13 protein-coding genes are annotated in these 14,966 nt (G+C 67.6%); 8 read left to right on the top strand and 5 right to left on the bottom strand.

Annotated features, from left to right (window positions below):
* Nucleotides 1–203: 203 nt before the first annotated feature.
* From lipP1 to NA10_RS17210, 3 genes are all read right to left on the bottom strand, one after another.
* The gene (gene lipP1, locus NA10_RS17220) at nt 204–1,166 is read right to left on the bottom strand and encodes a LipP1 family hormone-sensitive lipase (RefSeq protein ID WP_067568865.1); all 963 of its coding nucleotides are present in this window, start codon (nt 1,164–1,166) and stop codon (nt 204–206) included.
* Nucleotides 1,167–1,282: 116 nt separating this feature from the next.
* The gene (locus tag NA10_RS17215; protein ID WP_067568864.1) at nt 1,283–2,035 is read right to left on the bottom strand and encodes a glucose 1-dehydrogenase; all 753 of its coding nucleotides are present in this window, start codon (nt 2,033–2,035) and stop codon (nt 1,283–1,285) included.
* Between the two features lie 40 nt (nt 2,036–2,075).
* Complete coding sequence (locus tag NA10_RS17210; protein ID WP_067568863.1) at nt 2,076–2,405, bottom strand: LLM class flavin-dependent oxidoreductase; 330 nt, start codon at nt 2,403–2,405, stop codon at nt 2,076–2,078.
* Between the two features lie 151 nt (nt 2,406–2,556).
* Here NA10_RS17210 and NA10_RS17205 point away from each other — a divergent pair, with 151 nt between their 5' ends.
* From NA10_RS17205 to NA10_RS17190, 4 genes are read left to right on the top strand one after another with little or no spacing between them, the layout of a single operon-like run.
* Complete coding sequence (locus tag NA10_RS17205) at nt 2,557–3,336, top strand: glucose 1-dehydrogenase (RefSeq protein WP_245677530.1); 780 nt, start codon at nt 2,557–2,559, stop codon at nt 3,334–3,336.
* A gap of 13 nt (nt 3,337–3,349) precedes the next feature.
* Nucleotides 3,350–5,107 (top strand): 3-oxosteroid 1-dehydrogenase, encoded by a 1,758-nt coding sequence (gene kstD / locus NA10_RS17200; RefSeq protein ID WP_067568862.1) that lies wholly within the window; start codon nt 3,350–3,352, stop codon nt 5,105–5,107.
* Nucleotides 5,108–5,109: 2 nt separating this feature from the next.
* On the top strand, nt 5,110–5,841 hold the full coding sequence (locus NA10_RS17195; RefSeq protein ID WP_067568861.1) for a glucose 1-dehydrogenase: 732 nt from the start codon (nt 5,110–5,112) through the stop codon (nt 5,839–5,841).
* Between the two features lie 12 nt (nt 5,842–5,853).
* Nucleotides 5,854–6,669, top strand: coding sequence for an SDR family NAD(P)-dependent oxidoreductase (locus tag NA10_RS17190; protein WP_067568860.1), 816 nt, complete (start codon nt 5,854–5,856; stop codon nt 6,667–6,669).
* A gap of 235 nt (nt 6,670–6,904) precedes the next feature.
* On the opposite strand, the gene NA10_RS17180 is transcribed toward NA10_RS17190, so the two are convergent.
* On the bottom strand, nt 6,905–8,533 hold the full coding sequence (locus tag NA10_RS17180; protein ID WP_067568858.1) for a FadD3 family acyl-CoA ligase: 1,629 nt from the start codon (nt 8,531–8,533) through the stop codon (nt 6,905–6,907).
* Between the two features lie 273 nt (nt 8,534–8,806).
* Here NA10_RS17180 and NA10_RS17175 point away from each other — a divergent pair, with 273 nt between their 5' ends.
* Both NA10_RS17175 and NA10_RS17170 read left to right on the top strand, forming a co-directional pair.
* Nucleotides 8,807–10,969, top strand: coding sequence for a pyruvate, phosphate dikinase (locus NA10_RS17175; protein ID WP_067568857.1), 2,163 nt, complete (start codon nt 8,807–8,809; stop codon nt 10,967–10,969).
* On the top strand, nt 10,959–11,732 hold the full coding sequence (locus NA10_RS17170; RefSeq protein WP_067568856.1) for a tyrosine-protein phosphatase: 774 nt from the start codon (nt 10,959–10,961) through the stop codon (nt 11,730–11,732). The genes NA10_RS17175 and NA10_RS17170 overlap by 11 nt, the downstream gene beginning before the upstream one ends.
* 124 nt (nt 11,733–11,856) lie before the next feature.
* Here NA10_RS17170 and NA10_RS17165 read toward each other — a convergent pair whose 3' ends face one another.
* Complete coding sequence (locus tag NA10_RS17165) at nt 11,857–12,951, bottom strand: winged helix DNA-binding domain-containing protein (RefSeq protein WP_067568855.1); 1,095 nt, start codon at nt 12,949–12,951, stop codon at nt 11,857–11,859.
* 194 nt (nt 12,952–13,145) lie between these two features.
* Here NA10_RS17165 and NA10_RS17160 point away from each other — a divergent pair, with 194 nt between their 5' ends.
* On the top strand, nt 13,146–14,255 hold the full coding sequence (locus NA10_RS17160; protein ID WP_067568854.1) for a DUF6236 family protein: 1,110 nt from the start codon (nt 13,146–13,148) through the stop codon (nt 14,253–14,255).
* Nucleotides 14,256–14,722: 467 nt separating this feature from the next.
* Entirely contained in the window at nt 14,723–14,965 is a 243-nt protein-coding gene (locus tag NA10_RS36825; RefSeq protein ID WP_157556582.1) for a hypothetical protein, read from the top strand.
* Nucleotide 14,966 lies beyond the last annotated feature (1 nt).

Genomic DNA, 14,966 nt, shown 5'->3' with positions numbered 1-14,966 from the left:
CCCGGTACCCCATTGTCCGCCGCCCCCGCCATTTCCGCCCGATCTTGACCGCACCGCAACCAAGACCTCTCAGCCCGTGAGCGAAATGCCCGGATTCAGTACGTGCACCGGTTTCCGGCGCGATATCGGCCGCGGCCTCGCGATCGTGGAGACGCTCGTGCGCACCATGGTCGACGCGCATCTCGCGGCGGCGCGCCAGCGAATCAGCGACTGTGGGAGGTCGTCCGGGCGAGCGCCCGGCGCAGTGCCGCGAAGGCGGCTGCGTTGGCGCGCTGGGTTTCCGGGAGATGCCAGGCCATGGACATGAAGCCGTGGATGGTGCCGTCCCAGCGCTGGATCTCGGTGGGTACGCCCGCTTCGCGGAGCAGTTTGCCGTAGATCTCGCCTTCGTCGCGCAGCGGATCGAATTCGGCGGTGGCGAGGTGGGCGGGTGGGAGGCCGGTGAGGTCGGCCACCATGGGATTGACGTAGGGATCGTCGGCTTCGGCGGGGGAGTTCAGGTATTGCTGCCAGTACCAACGCATTTGGGGGGCGGTGGTGAAGTAGCCGGTGGCGTTCTCGGTGTAGGAGACGGTATCGCAGGCCGGGTTGAGCATCGGGTACAGGAGTAGTTGGAAGACCAGATCCGGTCCGCCGTTGTCGCGGGCTTGGAGTGCGGCGACGGTGGCGAGATTGCCGCCCGCGCTGTCACCGGCGACGGCGATGCGGGCGGGATCGCCGCCGAGGGCCTCGGCATTGTCGGCGACCCAGCGCAGTACGGCGTAGGCGTCCGCGGTGGCGGCGGGGAAGCGGGCGTCGGGTGCGCGGCGGTAGTCCACCGAAATCACCAGCGCCCCGGCCGCATTCGCCATGACGCGGCAGAATTTGTCATGGCTGTCGAGATTGCAGAGCACGAAGCCGCCGCCGTGGTAGAAGACCACCACCCCGGGCGTCTGCTCGGCGTCCAGCGGCCGGTAGATCCGGACCGGCACCTCGGGTGCGTCGACGGGGCCGGGCACCAGCCAATCCTCCACCGCCGCGACGGGGACGGGTTCGGCGGCGGGCGGTGCGGGGCGCGCGGCCAGGAAGGCGCGCGCCTCGGCGGCATCGACCACCTTGGTGCCCAGTTCGGGGAAGGCGGCGGTGGCCGCGTCGACGAAGACCTGCCATTCGGGTGGGAGTGGCATCGTGGACTCCTTCGCTGGGCAACAATTGTCGGGTGGAATGGCGCGCCGCCCGCCTCGCAGGTGCGGGCGGCGCACCGACCGCGCGAAGCGTTCGAAGACGGCTCCGCGCGGAGGAACTACATGCCGCGCGGAATGAACTTGCCTGCGGCCAGACCGCCGTCGATGGAGACCTCGGCGCCGGTGATGTATCCCGCCGCATCCGAGGCCAGGAAGGCGACCAGTTCGGCGACCTCCTCGGGCAGTCCGCTGCGCTCCAGCGGCAGGTTCGGGAAGCTGCCCGGACCGGTGGTCAGGTACGGCACCATCGGGGTGGCGATCGGGCCGGGATACACCGAGTTGACCCGGATCTGGGACAGCCCCAGCTCCAGCGCGGCGACCTTGCTCAAGCCGCGCAGACCCCATTTGGAGGAGCCGTAGGCGGCATGGTTCATCAGCCCCTCGAGTCCGGACTGCGAGGAGATATTGACGATGGAGCCGCCGCCGACGGCCTGCATGGCGGGCACCACGGCCTTGATGCCGTTGAACGCGCCGATCAGGTTCACCTTCAGAATGCGTTCCAGCTCAGCGGATTCGGTCTCCATGAGCGGCTTCATGGTGTAGATCGCGGCATTGTTGACCAGCACGTCGAGCTTGCCGAAGGTCGAGACCGCCACGGCCACCGCGGCATCCCAGCTGTCGGCATCCGAGACGTCATGCTTGACGAAACGTGCTGCGTCGCCGAGCGATTCGGCGAGTTCCTTACCCTCGGTCTCGAGCACGTCGGTGATGAGCACCTTGGCGCCGCGCTCGACGAAGAGCCGGGCCTCGGCCGCACCCTGGCCGCGCGCCGCGCCGGTGATCAGGGCGACTTTGCCTGTGAGATCAGCCATTTCGTTTCCTTCTACTCGATCTACTCGGTGCTTCTCGGTGCTATTCGGTGCGGAAGTGGGGAATGACCTTGTCGCCCCACTGTCGGATGGTCTCCATACAGGCGTCCTGCGGCACGGTGCCCATCGGCATGCACACCACGACGTGCCCGAGACGAATCCGCTCGGTGCGCGCGGCCACCCAGGTCGGGAAGATCTCCGGTGCGCTCATATGCGCGTACCACTCGAGCCCGTGATGCTCGACGGCCCAGACGGTGTCGAATTCGACCCGAACGGCGAGCACGGCCTGTTCGACGCTGTCGCGCGGCACCTGCGCCTTGTGCTCGGGGGTGGGGTCCGTCAGCTGTGCTTCGGAGATCATCGCGAACTTCATTCGGGTACTCCTCGCGGCCCTGTTCCGGGCCGGTGCGGCCGCTATGCCTAACCGGAATAGTTCAGGACTCAAACCTTCAGGTCATTCGGTTGTCTCAGTGGCCGGGACCACACCGTGCCGCACCCAGCCCCCGGTCTTAGCGTCGGTTCACATGCTGAGGAAGGACGGATCACCGGTGGGACAGCTGGACGGGAAGGTCGCCCTGGTTACGGGCGGCGCGCGCGGTATGGGCGCCGAGCATGTGCGCCGCTTCGTGGCCGCGGGCGCGCGGGTCGTGTTCGGTGATGTGCTCGACGACGACGGTAAGGCGCTGGCCACCGAGATCGGCGCTGCGGTCCACTATGTGCATCACGATGTCACCAGTGAAAGCGATTGGCAGGCAGCGGTGTCCGAGACGATCGCGCGTTTCGGACGCCTCGATGTGCTGATCAACAACGCGGGCATTCTTCGCTTCGTGAAGTTGCTCGATATGAGTCTGGACGAGTGGAACCTGATGCAGGGCATCAATGTGACGGGTGCGTTCCTGGGCATCAAGCATGTCGCGCCCGCCATGATCGAGACCGGTGCGGGTTCCATCGTCAACGTGTCCTCGGTAGAGGGTTTCGTCGGCGCTGCCGGACTGTCCGCCTACAGCGCGAGCAAGTTCGCGCTGCGCGGGCTCACCAAGTCGGCCGCGCGGGAGCTGGGGCATTCGGGTATCCGGGTGAACTCCATCCATCCCGGCGGTATCGCCACCCCGATGACCGCCTCCGTGGCGGGCGCCACCGGGTTGGACGGCAATGGTTTCTTCTCCGATCTGCCCATTCCGCGCTGGGGTCGGCCGGTCGAGGTGTCCGAGGTGGCACTCTTCCTGGCTTCGGACGCCTCGAGCTACTGCACCGGCGGCGAATTCGTCGTCGACGGCGGCATGCTCACCAGCTGCGGCTACTAAGGACTGATACGCAATGGAATTCGAATTCGACGTCGTTGTCGTCGGCTCCGGCGCGGCCGGTATGACCGCCGCCCTGACCGCCGCCTATCGCGGACTGTCGGTGACCCTCATCGAGAAGAGCCGGCTGTTCGGCGGCTCCACCGCGCGCTCCGGCGGCGGCGTGTGGGTGCCCAACAACCCGGTGCTTCGGGCCGCGGGCGTGCCGGACAGCCCGACCATGGCCAAGACCTATCTGAAAGCCGTTGTCGGCGACCGGGTTCCCGAGGCCAAGCAGCAGGCGTTCCTGGATCACGGCCCGGAGATGTTCTCCTACATCGGGGCTCGCTCCAAGTATTGGGAATTCGTCTACGACCGTGGGTATTCCGATTACCATCCGGAGTTCCCTGGCGGTCTGGCGCAGGGTCGCAGTATCGAGCCCGCCGTCATCGACGGCCGACTGCTCGGCGGCGATCTGCACAAGATCAATCAGCCGACCATGTCCGCGCCCAAGGGAATCGCCATCACGGTCAGTGACTTCCACGACCTGAATATGATCGCGCGGACCTGGACCGGCAAGAAGACGGCCGTGAAGGTCGGGGCGCGTACCGCGCTGGCGCTGGCCAAGGGCGCGCTGCCGCTGAGTCTGGGCAAGGCCCTGGCGGCCCGGCTGTGGCTGTCGCTGCGGGACGCGGGGGTGCCGGTGTGGCTGAACACGCCGCTCACCGAACTGATTACCGAGGACGGCGTGGTGGTCGGCGTGCGTGCCGAGCATGAGGGCCGCCCCGTGGTCATCAAGGCCAAGCGCGGGGTCGTGCTCGCCGCCGGTGGTTTCGAGCACAACCTGGAGATGCGCAAGAAGTACATCTCCGGTCCGCAGTCCACCGAATGGACCGTCGGCGCCATCGAGAATGTCGGCGAGGGCATTGTCGCGGGCCAGAATGTCGGCGCGGCAGTCGATCTCATGGATGACGCCTGGTGGGGTCCGTCGGTGCGCAGCCCCGAGGGCCGCCCGCCGTTCTTCTGCCTGGCCGAGCGTTCGCAGCCCGGCGCCATCATGGTCAACAACAATGGTGAGCGCTTCGTCAATGAATCCGCGCCGTATGTGAATGTCGTGCACAAGATGTACGAGGACGAGGCCAACGGCACCGGCAGCATTCCGGCGCACTTCATCTTCGATCAGAACTTCCGCGACCGGTACCTGTTCCTGGGCAATTTCCCCAAACGTCCACTGCCGCAGGCGTATTTCGACAAGGGCATCATCAAGCAGGCCGACACCCTCGAGGAATTGGCGCGCAAGCTGGACATCCCGGCGGACAAGCTGGCCGCGACCGTGCGGCGCTTCAACGGCTTCGCCGAGGCCGGTCGCGATGAGGACTTCCGGCGCGGTGACTCCGCCTACGACCGCTACTACGGCGATCCGACGGTGCGGCCGAATCCGACCCTCGCACCGCTGACCCGCGGCCCGTTCTACGCGGTCGAAATGGTGCCCGGCGACCTCGGCACCAAGGGCGGCCTGGTCACCGACGAGCACTCGCGCGTGCTCGACGAGAACGGCGCGGTCATCGCGGGCCTGTATGCGGCGGGCAATAATTCGGCCGCCGTCATGGGCAATGACTACGCCGGCGCGGGCGCGACCATCGGCCCCGCCATGGTCTTCGGCTATATCGCCGCCAACCATATGGCCGATCAGGAACCGGTCGAATCCGTCGCCGCGGCCGCGGAAGCCGTCGCGGCCGAAGCCGTTACCGCCAAGCGCCCGGCTCGCCGCGCGCCCGCGAACCAGGGGAAGTGATCATGGGACGAGTCGACTCCAAACATGTGATCGTCACCGGCGGTGCGCGCGGTATGGGCGCGGCCTTCGCGCGCAGGCTCGCCACCGAGGGCGCCCGGGTGGTCATCGCCGATGTCCTGCTCGAGGAGGGTGCGGCACTGGCCGCCGAGCTGGGGGAGAACGCGCTGTTCCTACCCCTGGACGTGACCGACGAGGGCGCTTGGACCGAGGTGGTAGCCGTCGCCGAGGAGCGTTTCGGACCGGTATCGGGCCTGGTCAACAATGCGGGCATCGTGCACGTCGATCCGATCGAGGAGCTCTCCGAGGCCGATTACCGCAAGGTAATCGACGTCAATCAGGTCGGTGTGTTCCTGGGGATGAAGGCGGTCGTGGCCTCCATGCGCCGGGCCGGTGTCGGATCGATCGTGAACATCTCCTCGACCGGTGGGCTGATCGGCTACTCGAACATCCTCGGCTACGTCGCCTCCAAGTGGGCGGTGCGCGGTATGTCCAAGACCGCCGCGCAGGAGTTCGCGGTCGACAATATTCGCGTCAACTCCGTGCACCCCGGCATTGTCGCTACCGAGATGGTCGCGACATCCGAACGCTCGCAATCGATTGCGTCCACCCAGCCCATCGCGCGGCCCGGAACACCCGAGGAACTCGCCAATCTGGTGCTGTTCCTCATCTCGGACGAGTCCTCCTACAGCACCGGGTCGGAATTCATCGCCGACGGCGGCTTCACCACTCAGTAAAAAGGAACAGCTATGAAGGACTTCCACGGCAAAGTCGCCGTAATCACCGGCGCCGGTGCGGGTATCGGCCGCGCGCTGGCGCTGGAACTGGCGCGGGGTGGCGCGCAGTTGGCACTGTCGGGCCGCAATCTGGAGAGCGTGGCCGAGACCGCGGCGCTGTGCGAGAAGTTCGGGGCCAAGGCCCGCGCCTACAGGCTGGATGTGACCGATCGCGCCGCCGTCTACGCGCACGCCGATGATGTCGTCGCCGACTTCGGCAAGGTCAATATCGTGGTCAACAATGCCGGAGTCTCGTTGACCGCCAATGTCGAAGACGTCAGCTGGGAAGACTTCGAATGGATCTTCAATATCAACTTCTGGGGCACCGCCAACGGCACCAAGGCTTTCCTGCCGCATGTCATCGCCTCCGGTGACGGGCATATCGCCAATGTGTCCTCCATGTTCGGGCTGGTGGCCTGCCCGAGCCAGAGCGGTTACAGCTCCTCGAAGTACGCCATGCACGCCTTCACCGACGCGCTGCGCCAGGAGATGATCATCGCGGGCCACAATGTCGGCGTCTCCTCGGTGCATCCGGGCATGATCAAGACCGAAATCGCCTGGAAGGCAAGGGCTTCGGCCAATCGCGACCGGGACGCGCTGGCGCAGAACTTCGACGGCCTGGCCAAGACCACGCCGGAGCAGTGCGCGCAGATCATCGCCAACGGCATGAAGAAGAACAAGCCGCTCATTCTGATCGGCACCGACGCCAAGGCGATGAACTGGATGCGCCGCCTGCTCGGCTCGGCCTATATGAAGCCGCTGACCGCGCAGATGCGCAAGGAAATCTGACTTCACCGCTGACCGCGTACGGCGGCCGGAGGTTCGACGGCCCCGCGCTCATCGGGTGCGGGGCCATCGCCCGTGGCTCGAAAAATGCGCTGTGAACTGGTATTTCGCCCCCGCTGCACCCGCATCGCCGGGAGAATGTGGATCGGTGGTTCGATACCGAGATTCCCGGATCCATCGTCGAGCCGAGTATCGCCCATCTGTCTCGGTGGGCGCAGGGGCGGTGCTCGGGGTGTGATCAGGCCGGGCGGCCCGGACCGTACAGCCGCCCCTTGATCACCTTCCCACCCGCATTACGCGGCAGCCGCTCGAGGAACACCACCTCGCGCGGCACCTTGTAACCGGCGAGCCGCCCCTTCGACCATTCGATGATCGCGGCGGCATCGGCGGCCGCGGGGCTTCGCGGCACGACCACCGCGCGGCCCACCTCGCCCAGCCGATCATCGGGGACCCCGATCACCGCTACGTCGCGAATATCGGGGTGTTGCAGGAGAACCCGCTCGATCTCGGCGGGGTAGGCGTTGAACCCGCCGACGATGAACATGTCCTCGAGGCGGTCGGTGATGCGCAGATAGCCGTCCTGGTCGAGGGTGCCGACATCGCCGGTGCGCAGATACCCCGCGGGGTCTATGACGGCGGCGGTGGCCTCCGGATCGTCGAGGTAGCCGCGCATGACATTCGGCCCCCTGAGGATGATCTCACCGGGCTCGCCCGGGACCGTATTCGCTCCAACCCGGTCGACAATGCGAATCTCGGTGCCGGGCAAAGCCTTCCCGACGGTGCCCGCGAGCAGTTCGGCCGGGGCGTCGGGTGGGCAGACCGTGACCACGCCTATTGATTCGGTGAGGCCGTAGGCGGTGAAGACGTAGGGCACACCCAGATCGGTGCGAATCCGCTCCACCAATGCGGTGGGGATGGGTGCGCCGCCGATCCCCGCCAGGCGCAGTGAACCCAGCAGGTAGTCGCGGTGATCGGCCGCCAAAAGGTCGGTGAAGAGTGTTGGGGGACCGGCCAATACGGTGATGCGCTCACTCTCGATGAGGCGTAATGCCGCATCGGCGTCGAAGCGCTCGACCGGGATCATGGTGGCGGTGCGCAGCAGACAGGCGATGATGCCCGCCTTGTATCCGAAGGTGTGCGAGAACGGATTCACCAATAGGTACCGGTCGCGCGGGCGCAGTGCCACCGCATCGGCCCAGCGGGCGAAGACCTCCAAAGTCTGCCGGTGCGTGGCGAGTACGCCCTTCGGTGCGCCCGTGGTGCCGGAGGTGAAGAGGATATCGGAGATGGATTCCGGATCGACCTCGGCGGCACGCTCGGCCACCGCCTCCGGTGCGACCACCGTGCCCGGTGCGAGAAATCCGGCCCAGGAGCTGATATCCCATGTCCTGGCATCCTCGCCGCGCGAATCATCCAGCAGGATAAGGTGTTCCAGCGCCGAAAGCGGATATCCGGACTCGGCCAGCATGGTCGGATAGTCATTGCCCAGGAATTCCTGCACCGTGCAGACCGCTTTGGCCCCGCTGCGGGTGAGCACCTCGGCCGCCTCCGCTCCGCGCAACCGCGTGCTGATCGGCACCAGTGTCGCCCCCGCGCCCAACATGCCCAGCGCCGTCACAATCCATCGACTGCTGTTCGGCGCCCAGATTCCCACCCGATCCCCTGCCTCGATCCCCGAGGCGATGGCGGCCCGCGTCACCGCCCCCACCTCCCGCGCCAACTCGGCGAAGGTCAACCGCCCCATCGGCCCGGCAATGGCCACCGCATCGGGATACCGCCGCGCACGGTCCGCCACCAGGGCCGGAATTGTCGATACCGGGGCGCTCGCGGAACCGCCACCGATGGCCGCCGCATGCCGCCGATCCATGCGCCCATCCTGCCGCAAGACCCCGTCCCGGTTGCCCGTTTCCGCCGTGCCATCCCGCTGACCGGGCGTGCCGGATACGCACGCCGGGTGGGCCGCGGCCCCGCCCGCCGGGCTGTTCCGCTGATCGGGATGGCAGTTGGGGGTGAGGGGTGTCACGCGGCACGCTCGATGGCAGAGACATACCGCCGTGTCTGTGTGCGGCAATGGCCCGGCGGGCCGCGGTGAGTGGCGAGCGCTGGAGTGCTGATGAATTCAGAACATCGAAGGAGTGACATGACCGCCGGAGCGGAGCTTGCGCAGCGACCCGATGTGGCGGCCGACGCCGTGACCGTTGTCGAACTCGACGGTGCGTGCGAGCTGTCGCGGCAGCGGATCGGCGGCAAGGCGTGGAGCATCAATCACATGCGGGCCCTCGGGCTGCCGGTGCCGCCCGCGTTCGTCATCACCACCGCGGGCTGGGCGGACTACACCCGGCGCGGTGCGATCGCCGCCGAGATCTGGGCGCAGGTGCGGGCCGGGGTCGCCATGATCGAGCGCGGCACCGGACGGCGCTTCGGTTCGGCCGACAAGCCGCTGCTGGTGTCGGTGCGCTCGGGAGCGGCCATCTCCATGCCGGGCATGATGGATACCGTCCTGAACCTCGGCATGACCGACGCGGTCCAGCGGGCGCTCGCCGAGGAGACCTCGAATCCGGTGTACGCCAACGACACTCGTCAGCGCTTCGTGCATCAGTACCGCGAGACCGTCCTCGGTGACGCGAACGCCGCGGTCCCCGCCGATCCGTGGGATCAGCTGCGCGGCGCCATCGAAGCGGTCTTCCGTTCCTGGGATTCCGCGCGCGCCAAGACCTATCGCCGCAATCGCGGTGTGCCGGACACCCTCGGCACCGCGGTCACCGTGCAGGCCATGGTGTTCGGCAATCTCGACGAGCGCTCCGGCACCGGCGTGCTCTTCAGCCGCAATCCCAATACCGGCGACGGCCCCGTCTACGGCGAATGGCTGATCGGCGGGCAGGGCGAGGATGTGGTCTCCGGCCGCCTCACCCCGCGTCCCCTCGATGAGCTCGCCGCCACCCAGCCGCAGGTGCACGAGCGTCTGATCGCCGCCACCCAACTGCTCGAGCGCGACGGTCGCGATATGCAGGACATCGAGTTCACGGTGGAAGCCGGGACGCTGTGGATGTTGCAGTCTCGCGCCGCCAAGCGCTCGGCGCGGGCCGCGGTGCGCACCGCGGTCGCCATGGTCGCCGAGGGGTTGATCTCCGCCGATGAGGCCCTCGATCGCGTCACCGCCGATCAGGTGCGCGAGGTGCTGCGCCCCGCCTCGGGCGAGGCCGCCGGTCTCGAGCCGCTGGCCCGCGGCGAATCCGCCTGTCCCGGACTGGCTTCCGGTGTGGTCGTGACCGATCCCGATGAGGCCGAAGCCCGTTCGGAGGCGGGTGAGGATGTCATCCTGGTGCGCCCCACCACCAGCCCGGACGATCTGCACGGCATGATCGCCGCCCGCGCCATCGTCACCGAATTGGGCGGCACCACTTCACATGCCGCGCTGGTGAGCCGCGAACTCGGTCGCCCCTGCGTGGTCGGCTGTGGTCCCGGCGTGGTGGACGCGCTGGTCGGCCGCACGGTCACCGTCGACGGCGGCGCGGGCCTGATCCTGGACGGTGAGATCGTCGCCAAACCGGTCGAGCGGATCATTCTCGACGATGTCGCCCAGCTGGCCCAGTGGGCGGGCGTCGACGGCGCACAGCTGGCCGACCGCCTCGAAGCACGCACCGCCACCCCGGAAAGCACCGAGCAGGAAGAGGTTTCCGGGCACACCCCCGTCACCGAACTCGCGCTGCTGCGCCTGGTCGGCATCAAGGGCCGCGTGAACGCCGACAATCTGGCGCTCAGCCTCTTCGCCGACGCGGCCGAGATCGCGTCGTGCTGCGCGGGTCTCGTGGATGCGGGCCTGTGCGCCGGCACCCCCGCGGGTTTCCGCCTCACCCCCGAGGGCCGCCCCCGCTTGGAGCAACTGCTCACCGAGGAACGCGCCACCGTCGATGCCGCCGCGCTGACCGCCGCCTATGACGAATTCTGTGTCTACAACGCCGATCTCAAGGTGATCATCACCGATTGGCAGATGAAGGATCCGGCCACGGTCAACGACCACGCCGATTCCGATTACGACGCGGCCGTTCTCGCCCGCCTGGCCGACACCCACCGCGCCCTGCGTCCCCTGGTGCAGCGCCTCGGCGACCTGGCCCCGCGCCTGACCGGCTACACCGCCCGCCTCGACCGCGCCATCGAGCGCATCGCCGAGGGTGACCACACCTATGTGGCCCGCCCCATCATGGACAGCTACCACACCGTCTGGTTCGAACTGCACGAAGACCTGATCGGCCTGTGCGGTCTCACCCGCGCCGAAGAGGCAGCGGCCGGTCGTGCCCACTGAGCCCGCGGCCGACCCGGCCGACACCCGCTGGATCGACTTCGCCGAGATCGACAATGTCCGCGACCTGGGCGGGCTGCCCGTAACCGGCGGCGGCACCACACGTTTCGGCGTGGTCTTCCGATCGAGCACCTTGCAACAGGCCACCTGCGACGACCTCACCCGGCTCCTGGAGCCATTGGGCCTGCGCACGGTCATCGACCTGCGCCTGCCCGATGAGGTGGAGCGCGAAGGCTACGGCCTGTTCGCGGACGCGGCCGTCGACATCGCCAACCTGCCGATCCGCAAGTCCCCCCGGTCCTCGCTCGCCGCAAGGGATCTCGTCCCAGACAAGACCCGCGTGGACCTGACCGAGCTCTACGGTCTGCTGCTCGCGGGCAGCGGTGATCACATCGTCGAAGCCGTCCGCCTGATCATCGACCCCGACCGCCGCTCGGTCCTGTTCCACTGCGCCGCGGGCAAAGACCGCACCGGCGTCCTGGCCGCCATCCTCCTGGACGCGGTAGGCGTCCCCCCGGAGGCGATCGCCGAAGACTACGTCCTGACCAACGAGCGTATGCCACGGGTCCGCGACCGCCTCGACGCCCTCCCGTCCTACGCGGGCCTCCCGCAGGCGAACACCGGCATCCTGGCCATCACCACCGAGGTAATGCTCGGCTTCCTGAAAAACCTCCACGCCGACCACGGCGGCGCAGCCAACTGGCTACTCGCCAACGGCCTCACACAACACGAACTCGAGGCGCTCCGGTCAGCCCTGGTCGCCTGAAGCCCAAGAGCCCCCACCCAGTTCAGTGATGCGCATGGAATGGCGCAGGCAAATGTCGAGTAGGCCCCTGCGTGGTTACATGCACGTGGCGGATCAGGCGCGGTGGGTGGCGGTCTGGGGGTGGCTAGTGCGCCTTGGCGATCAGTACGGTGCCGTTCTGGTCGGGGGCGATTGTCCGGCGTAGTTGTTCGGCTTCGGCTCGCAGGGGGGCTTCGTCGGTGTCGGCGAGCGGATGCCAGGGGGTGATGCGGAGGTCGGGGCCGTCCAGATCCCAACGGCCGTGGACGAATCCGTCGACCAGGTACATGGGGACGCCGCCGGAGGCGATCTTGGTGATGCGGGCGCGATCCTCGTCCCGGATGACTCGGCGGCGGTCCTTGTGGGCCAGGAGGGCATTGTCGAAGGCGGGGAGGAAGCGGATCGGGGCGGGTAGGTCCGGGTCGGCTATCGGTGCGTCGGGGAGGTCGAAGAGTTCGCGACCGGTGTCGTCGACGAGCACGCGCAGGCGGGGGCGCAGGCGGGTGATCACCTCGGCCAATTTGGTGACTCCGGACCAGGATTGGACGTCCGCGACGGTGGCGGGGCCGAAGGCGGCCAGGTAGCGCAGGATCATCTGTTCGGGGTCGGGGCGATCCGCCAGGGGTGCGCCGATCCACTCCTCTGCCAGGGAGATCGAGACGCGCCGGTTGCGCCAAGCACCCCAGGTGCCCGCCTCGGCGTGGTGCACCACGGGGGTGAGCAGGCCGAGGATGGCGGAGAGGCGATCGGGATGCGGGGTGGGGAAATCCGCGGCCAGGGTGCGGCCGATCTCGGTGCGGGTGAGGGTGCGGCCGGTGAGGAGTTTCCGCCCGGCAGTGCGGAATTCGGCGTGGTCGAGATTCTCGAAGGCTTCGCGGTAGTAGGCGAGCCGCAGGGTCTGTTCGACCATCGGGCGGACCGTCGGATACAGCCAGCGGTAGTCCTGCGCGTGCGCCAGGTGCACGGTGCGGCGAATCATGGTGCCGCGCACCACGGTTCGATCGCGCAGCAGCGAATCCAGGTCCGCCGGTGCGAAGTCGGCGAGGCGGCTCCAGAGGCCGATGAAGGGCCAATTGGCCTCCTGACCCTGAACCGCGATCAGCTGGCGGATGAGGTCTGCCGCGGGCATATCGACGCGCTCGGCGAGCATTTGGCGCGCGAGCAGGGTTCGGTTCAGCTGGCGCAGGGAGATCTCCGTCATGAACCCATTGTCCGAGCCGATTAGGACGGAACAGGTCCTAGTTGTGCATGGAGGTTGCGGCCCGCATGGCGACTGTGCATCTGCGAATTCGAATGCACTGGCGCACAACGTGAGTCGTAAAGAATCGTGAACCCCGGCGGTAGGCGAGCTGTCATGCTGGGGCGGTGCCGACGATTGCGCTGTACTACCCCAGGATGCGTTTCCGAAGCGAGGAATGGCTGAAGCTGGCCATGCTGACCTGGGATCAGGTGGGGCGGATCCGGCCTCGACTGACCATGGACAGCGACTCCGACCTGGTCCGACAGCTGCGCGCGGAGACGGGCTTCCTCTTCGATCTGGAGCCGAGCGAACAGGATCTCGACACCGTCGGCGAGCTGTTCGCGCAGATCGCCGAGCTCGGTGGCGGGGAGCTGCGCGGCCGGTTCTCGGTGCGTGCCGCAATCGAGTCGGCGCCCGCGGCTCCGGCGGCGACCGGTCTGCGCGCCAGATATCCGGGCCTGGTGTGGGTGTACGCGGGCGGGATCGGACCCAAGATGACGCGCTCGCTGTCGTTCTCGCTCACCCGCATGGAGCTGGCGGTCATCGCCGAAGAAGACGGCGTCACCCATGTCGGCCTGCACCCCCTTTTCGCCCGTATCTATCTGACCGCGCTCGCCGACGCGATGGCGGCGAGCGCGCTGCTCTCCCCGGTCACCGACGACCTCGATTCCCATAGCGCCGTCGGCACCCTCGACAGGCTGTACGAACTCCTGCTGGAGAAGGGGGCGAGGAGACCCGCCATCGGCGATCTCGATCACGCCTACATCCACCTCGCCGTGGAGGCCGTACTCCGGCCCACCAATATCGCCGATGTCCCGGTGCGCAAGCTGATCGACTTCCGCGAACGCTATACCGGTGAGCTGGCGGCCTTCCGAAAACACGTCGGCTCGCTCTCGGAGGAGCTGGCCGCGCTCGCCGCCATCGAGAATCCCATTGCCGCACACGCGCATCTGCACTCGATCTACCGTTCGACTACCAAACCCCAGCTCGAGGAGTTGCGCCGCGCCATGCGCGCCTTCGGCGTCGAATCGAGCACCGGAATGCTCGGCCTGAAGGTGGATCTGGCCTCGGGCACCATTATCGGTGGTCCGGTCGCGACGGCCGGGCAGCCGGTGGTGGCCGCGGCGGGCCTCACCCTCACCGTCGCGCCGTATGTGGCCGGGCGCATCAAAGCCAGACGGGTGCTGCGCGAACAATCACAGGTGGCGTACCTGCTCGCCGTGGATCAGCATCTCGCGAGCAGGTCCCTGTTCAAACGCCGCTGAATCGCGCCGCGCCACAGCACGAATCACCGCGCCACAGCACGAATTACGGGGCCACAGCACGAATCACCGGGCCGCCGAACTGAGCCGGACGGCCCGCGTTCTCCGATTCCCCCGACTCACGCCGCCAGACCCGCACTCGGTGCCTGCGCCAGCGGGTGCCGGCGGGGCGGTTCCGGCGGATCTTCGATCCGAACCGCGACCAACTCCGCCGGTATGTCGACGACCACACCGTGATTCGAGGCATCGCGGACGTATGGCACACGTTCGCCGAGGTCATCCGCGATTCCGAACGGTATCGGATCACCCGGGCGGGTTCGGGTCGGCGGGGAGTGCGGCTGGTCCCCTTGTCCTTCCCGTCCGCAGTCGATCTTCCGGAAGTCGATCTTCCGGTTTCGGGCATGCGAGCCCCGGTGAGCTGAGATTCTGAAGGGGAGTCGAGAGTCCACCCGGTGTGGGGAGGCAAGGCAATGGCCCGGATCGGCGTTATCAGCATCTCCGATGGTCGTGACTGTGTGCACGGGAGAATTGTCGGATTCCTTCGGACGGTGGAGGGTTGGCTGGTCGCCGAACTCACCGCCCCCGGGCACGCCGTGGTGCGCGGTCGCGGACCGGTGGGCGGCAATCGGGACGCGGTCGCGGTGGCCGGGCAGGTGCGGGCGGCCTGCGAACTGCTCGGGGTGACGATGGACGAGTTCGGCAGGGCGGGCTGAT

Source organism: Nocardia acidivorans NBRC 108247, assembly GCF_001625085.1.
GTDB lineage: Bacteria > Actinomycetota > Actinomycetes > Mycobacteriales > Mycobacteriaceae > Nocardia > Nocardia acidivorans.
The sequence above is the reverse complement of the archived record's forward strand: the minus strand, read 5'-3'. Positions and strand labels throughout refer to the sequence as shown.

Bases quoted from the DNA above. Each gene is read 5' to 3' on its own strand.
- lipP1 (WP_067568865.1), bottom strand. From the start codon at position 1,166: ATGCCACTCCCACCCGAATGGCAGGTCTTCGTCGACGCGGCCACCGCC.
- NA10_RS17215 (WP_067568864.1), bottom strand. From the start codon at position 2,035: ATGGCTGATCTCACAGGCAAAGTCGCCCTGATCACCGGCGCGGCGCGC.
- NA10_RS17210 (WP_067568863.1), bottom strand. From the start codon at position 2,405: ATGAAGTTCGCGATGATCTCCGAAGCACAGCTGACGGACCCCACCCCC.
- NA10_RS17205 (WP_245677530.1), top strand. From the start codon at position 2,557: ATGCTGAGGAAGGACGGATCACCGGTGGGACAGCTGGACGGGAAGGTC.
- kstD (WP_067568862.1), top strand. From the start codon at position 3,350: ATGGAATTCGAATTCGACGTCGTTGTCGTCGGCTCCGGCGCGGCCGGT.
- NA10_RS17195 (WP_067568861.1), top strand. From the start codon at position 5,110: ATGGGACGAGTCGACTCCAAACATGTGATCGTCACCGGCGGTGCGCGC.
- NA10_RS17190 (WP_067568860.1), top strand. From the start codon at position 5,854: ATGAAGGACTTCCACGGCAAAGTCGCCGTAATCACCGGCGCCGGTGCG.
- NA10_RS17180 (WP_067568858.1), bottom strand. From the start codon at position 8,533: ATGGATCGGCGGCATGCGGCGGCCATCGGTGGCGGTTCCGCGAGCGCC.
- NA10_RS17175 (WP_067568857.1), top strand. From the start codon at position 8,807: ATGACCGCCGGAGCGGAGCTTGCGCAGCGACCCGATGTGGCGGCCGAC.
- NA10_RS17165 (WP_067568855.1), bottom strand. From the start codon at position 12,951: ATGACGGAGATCTCCCTGCGCCAGCTGAACCGAACCCTGCTCGCGCGC.
- NA10_RS17160 (WP_067568854.1), top strand. From the start codon at position 13,146: ATGCGTTTCCGAAGCGAGGAATGGCTGAAGCTGGCCATGCTGACCTGG.
- NA10_RS36825 (WP_157556582.1), top strand. From the start codon at position 14,723: ATGGCCCGGATCGGCGTTATCAGCATCTCCGATGGTCGTGACTGTGTG.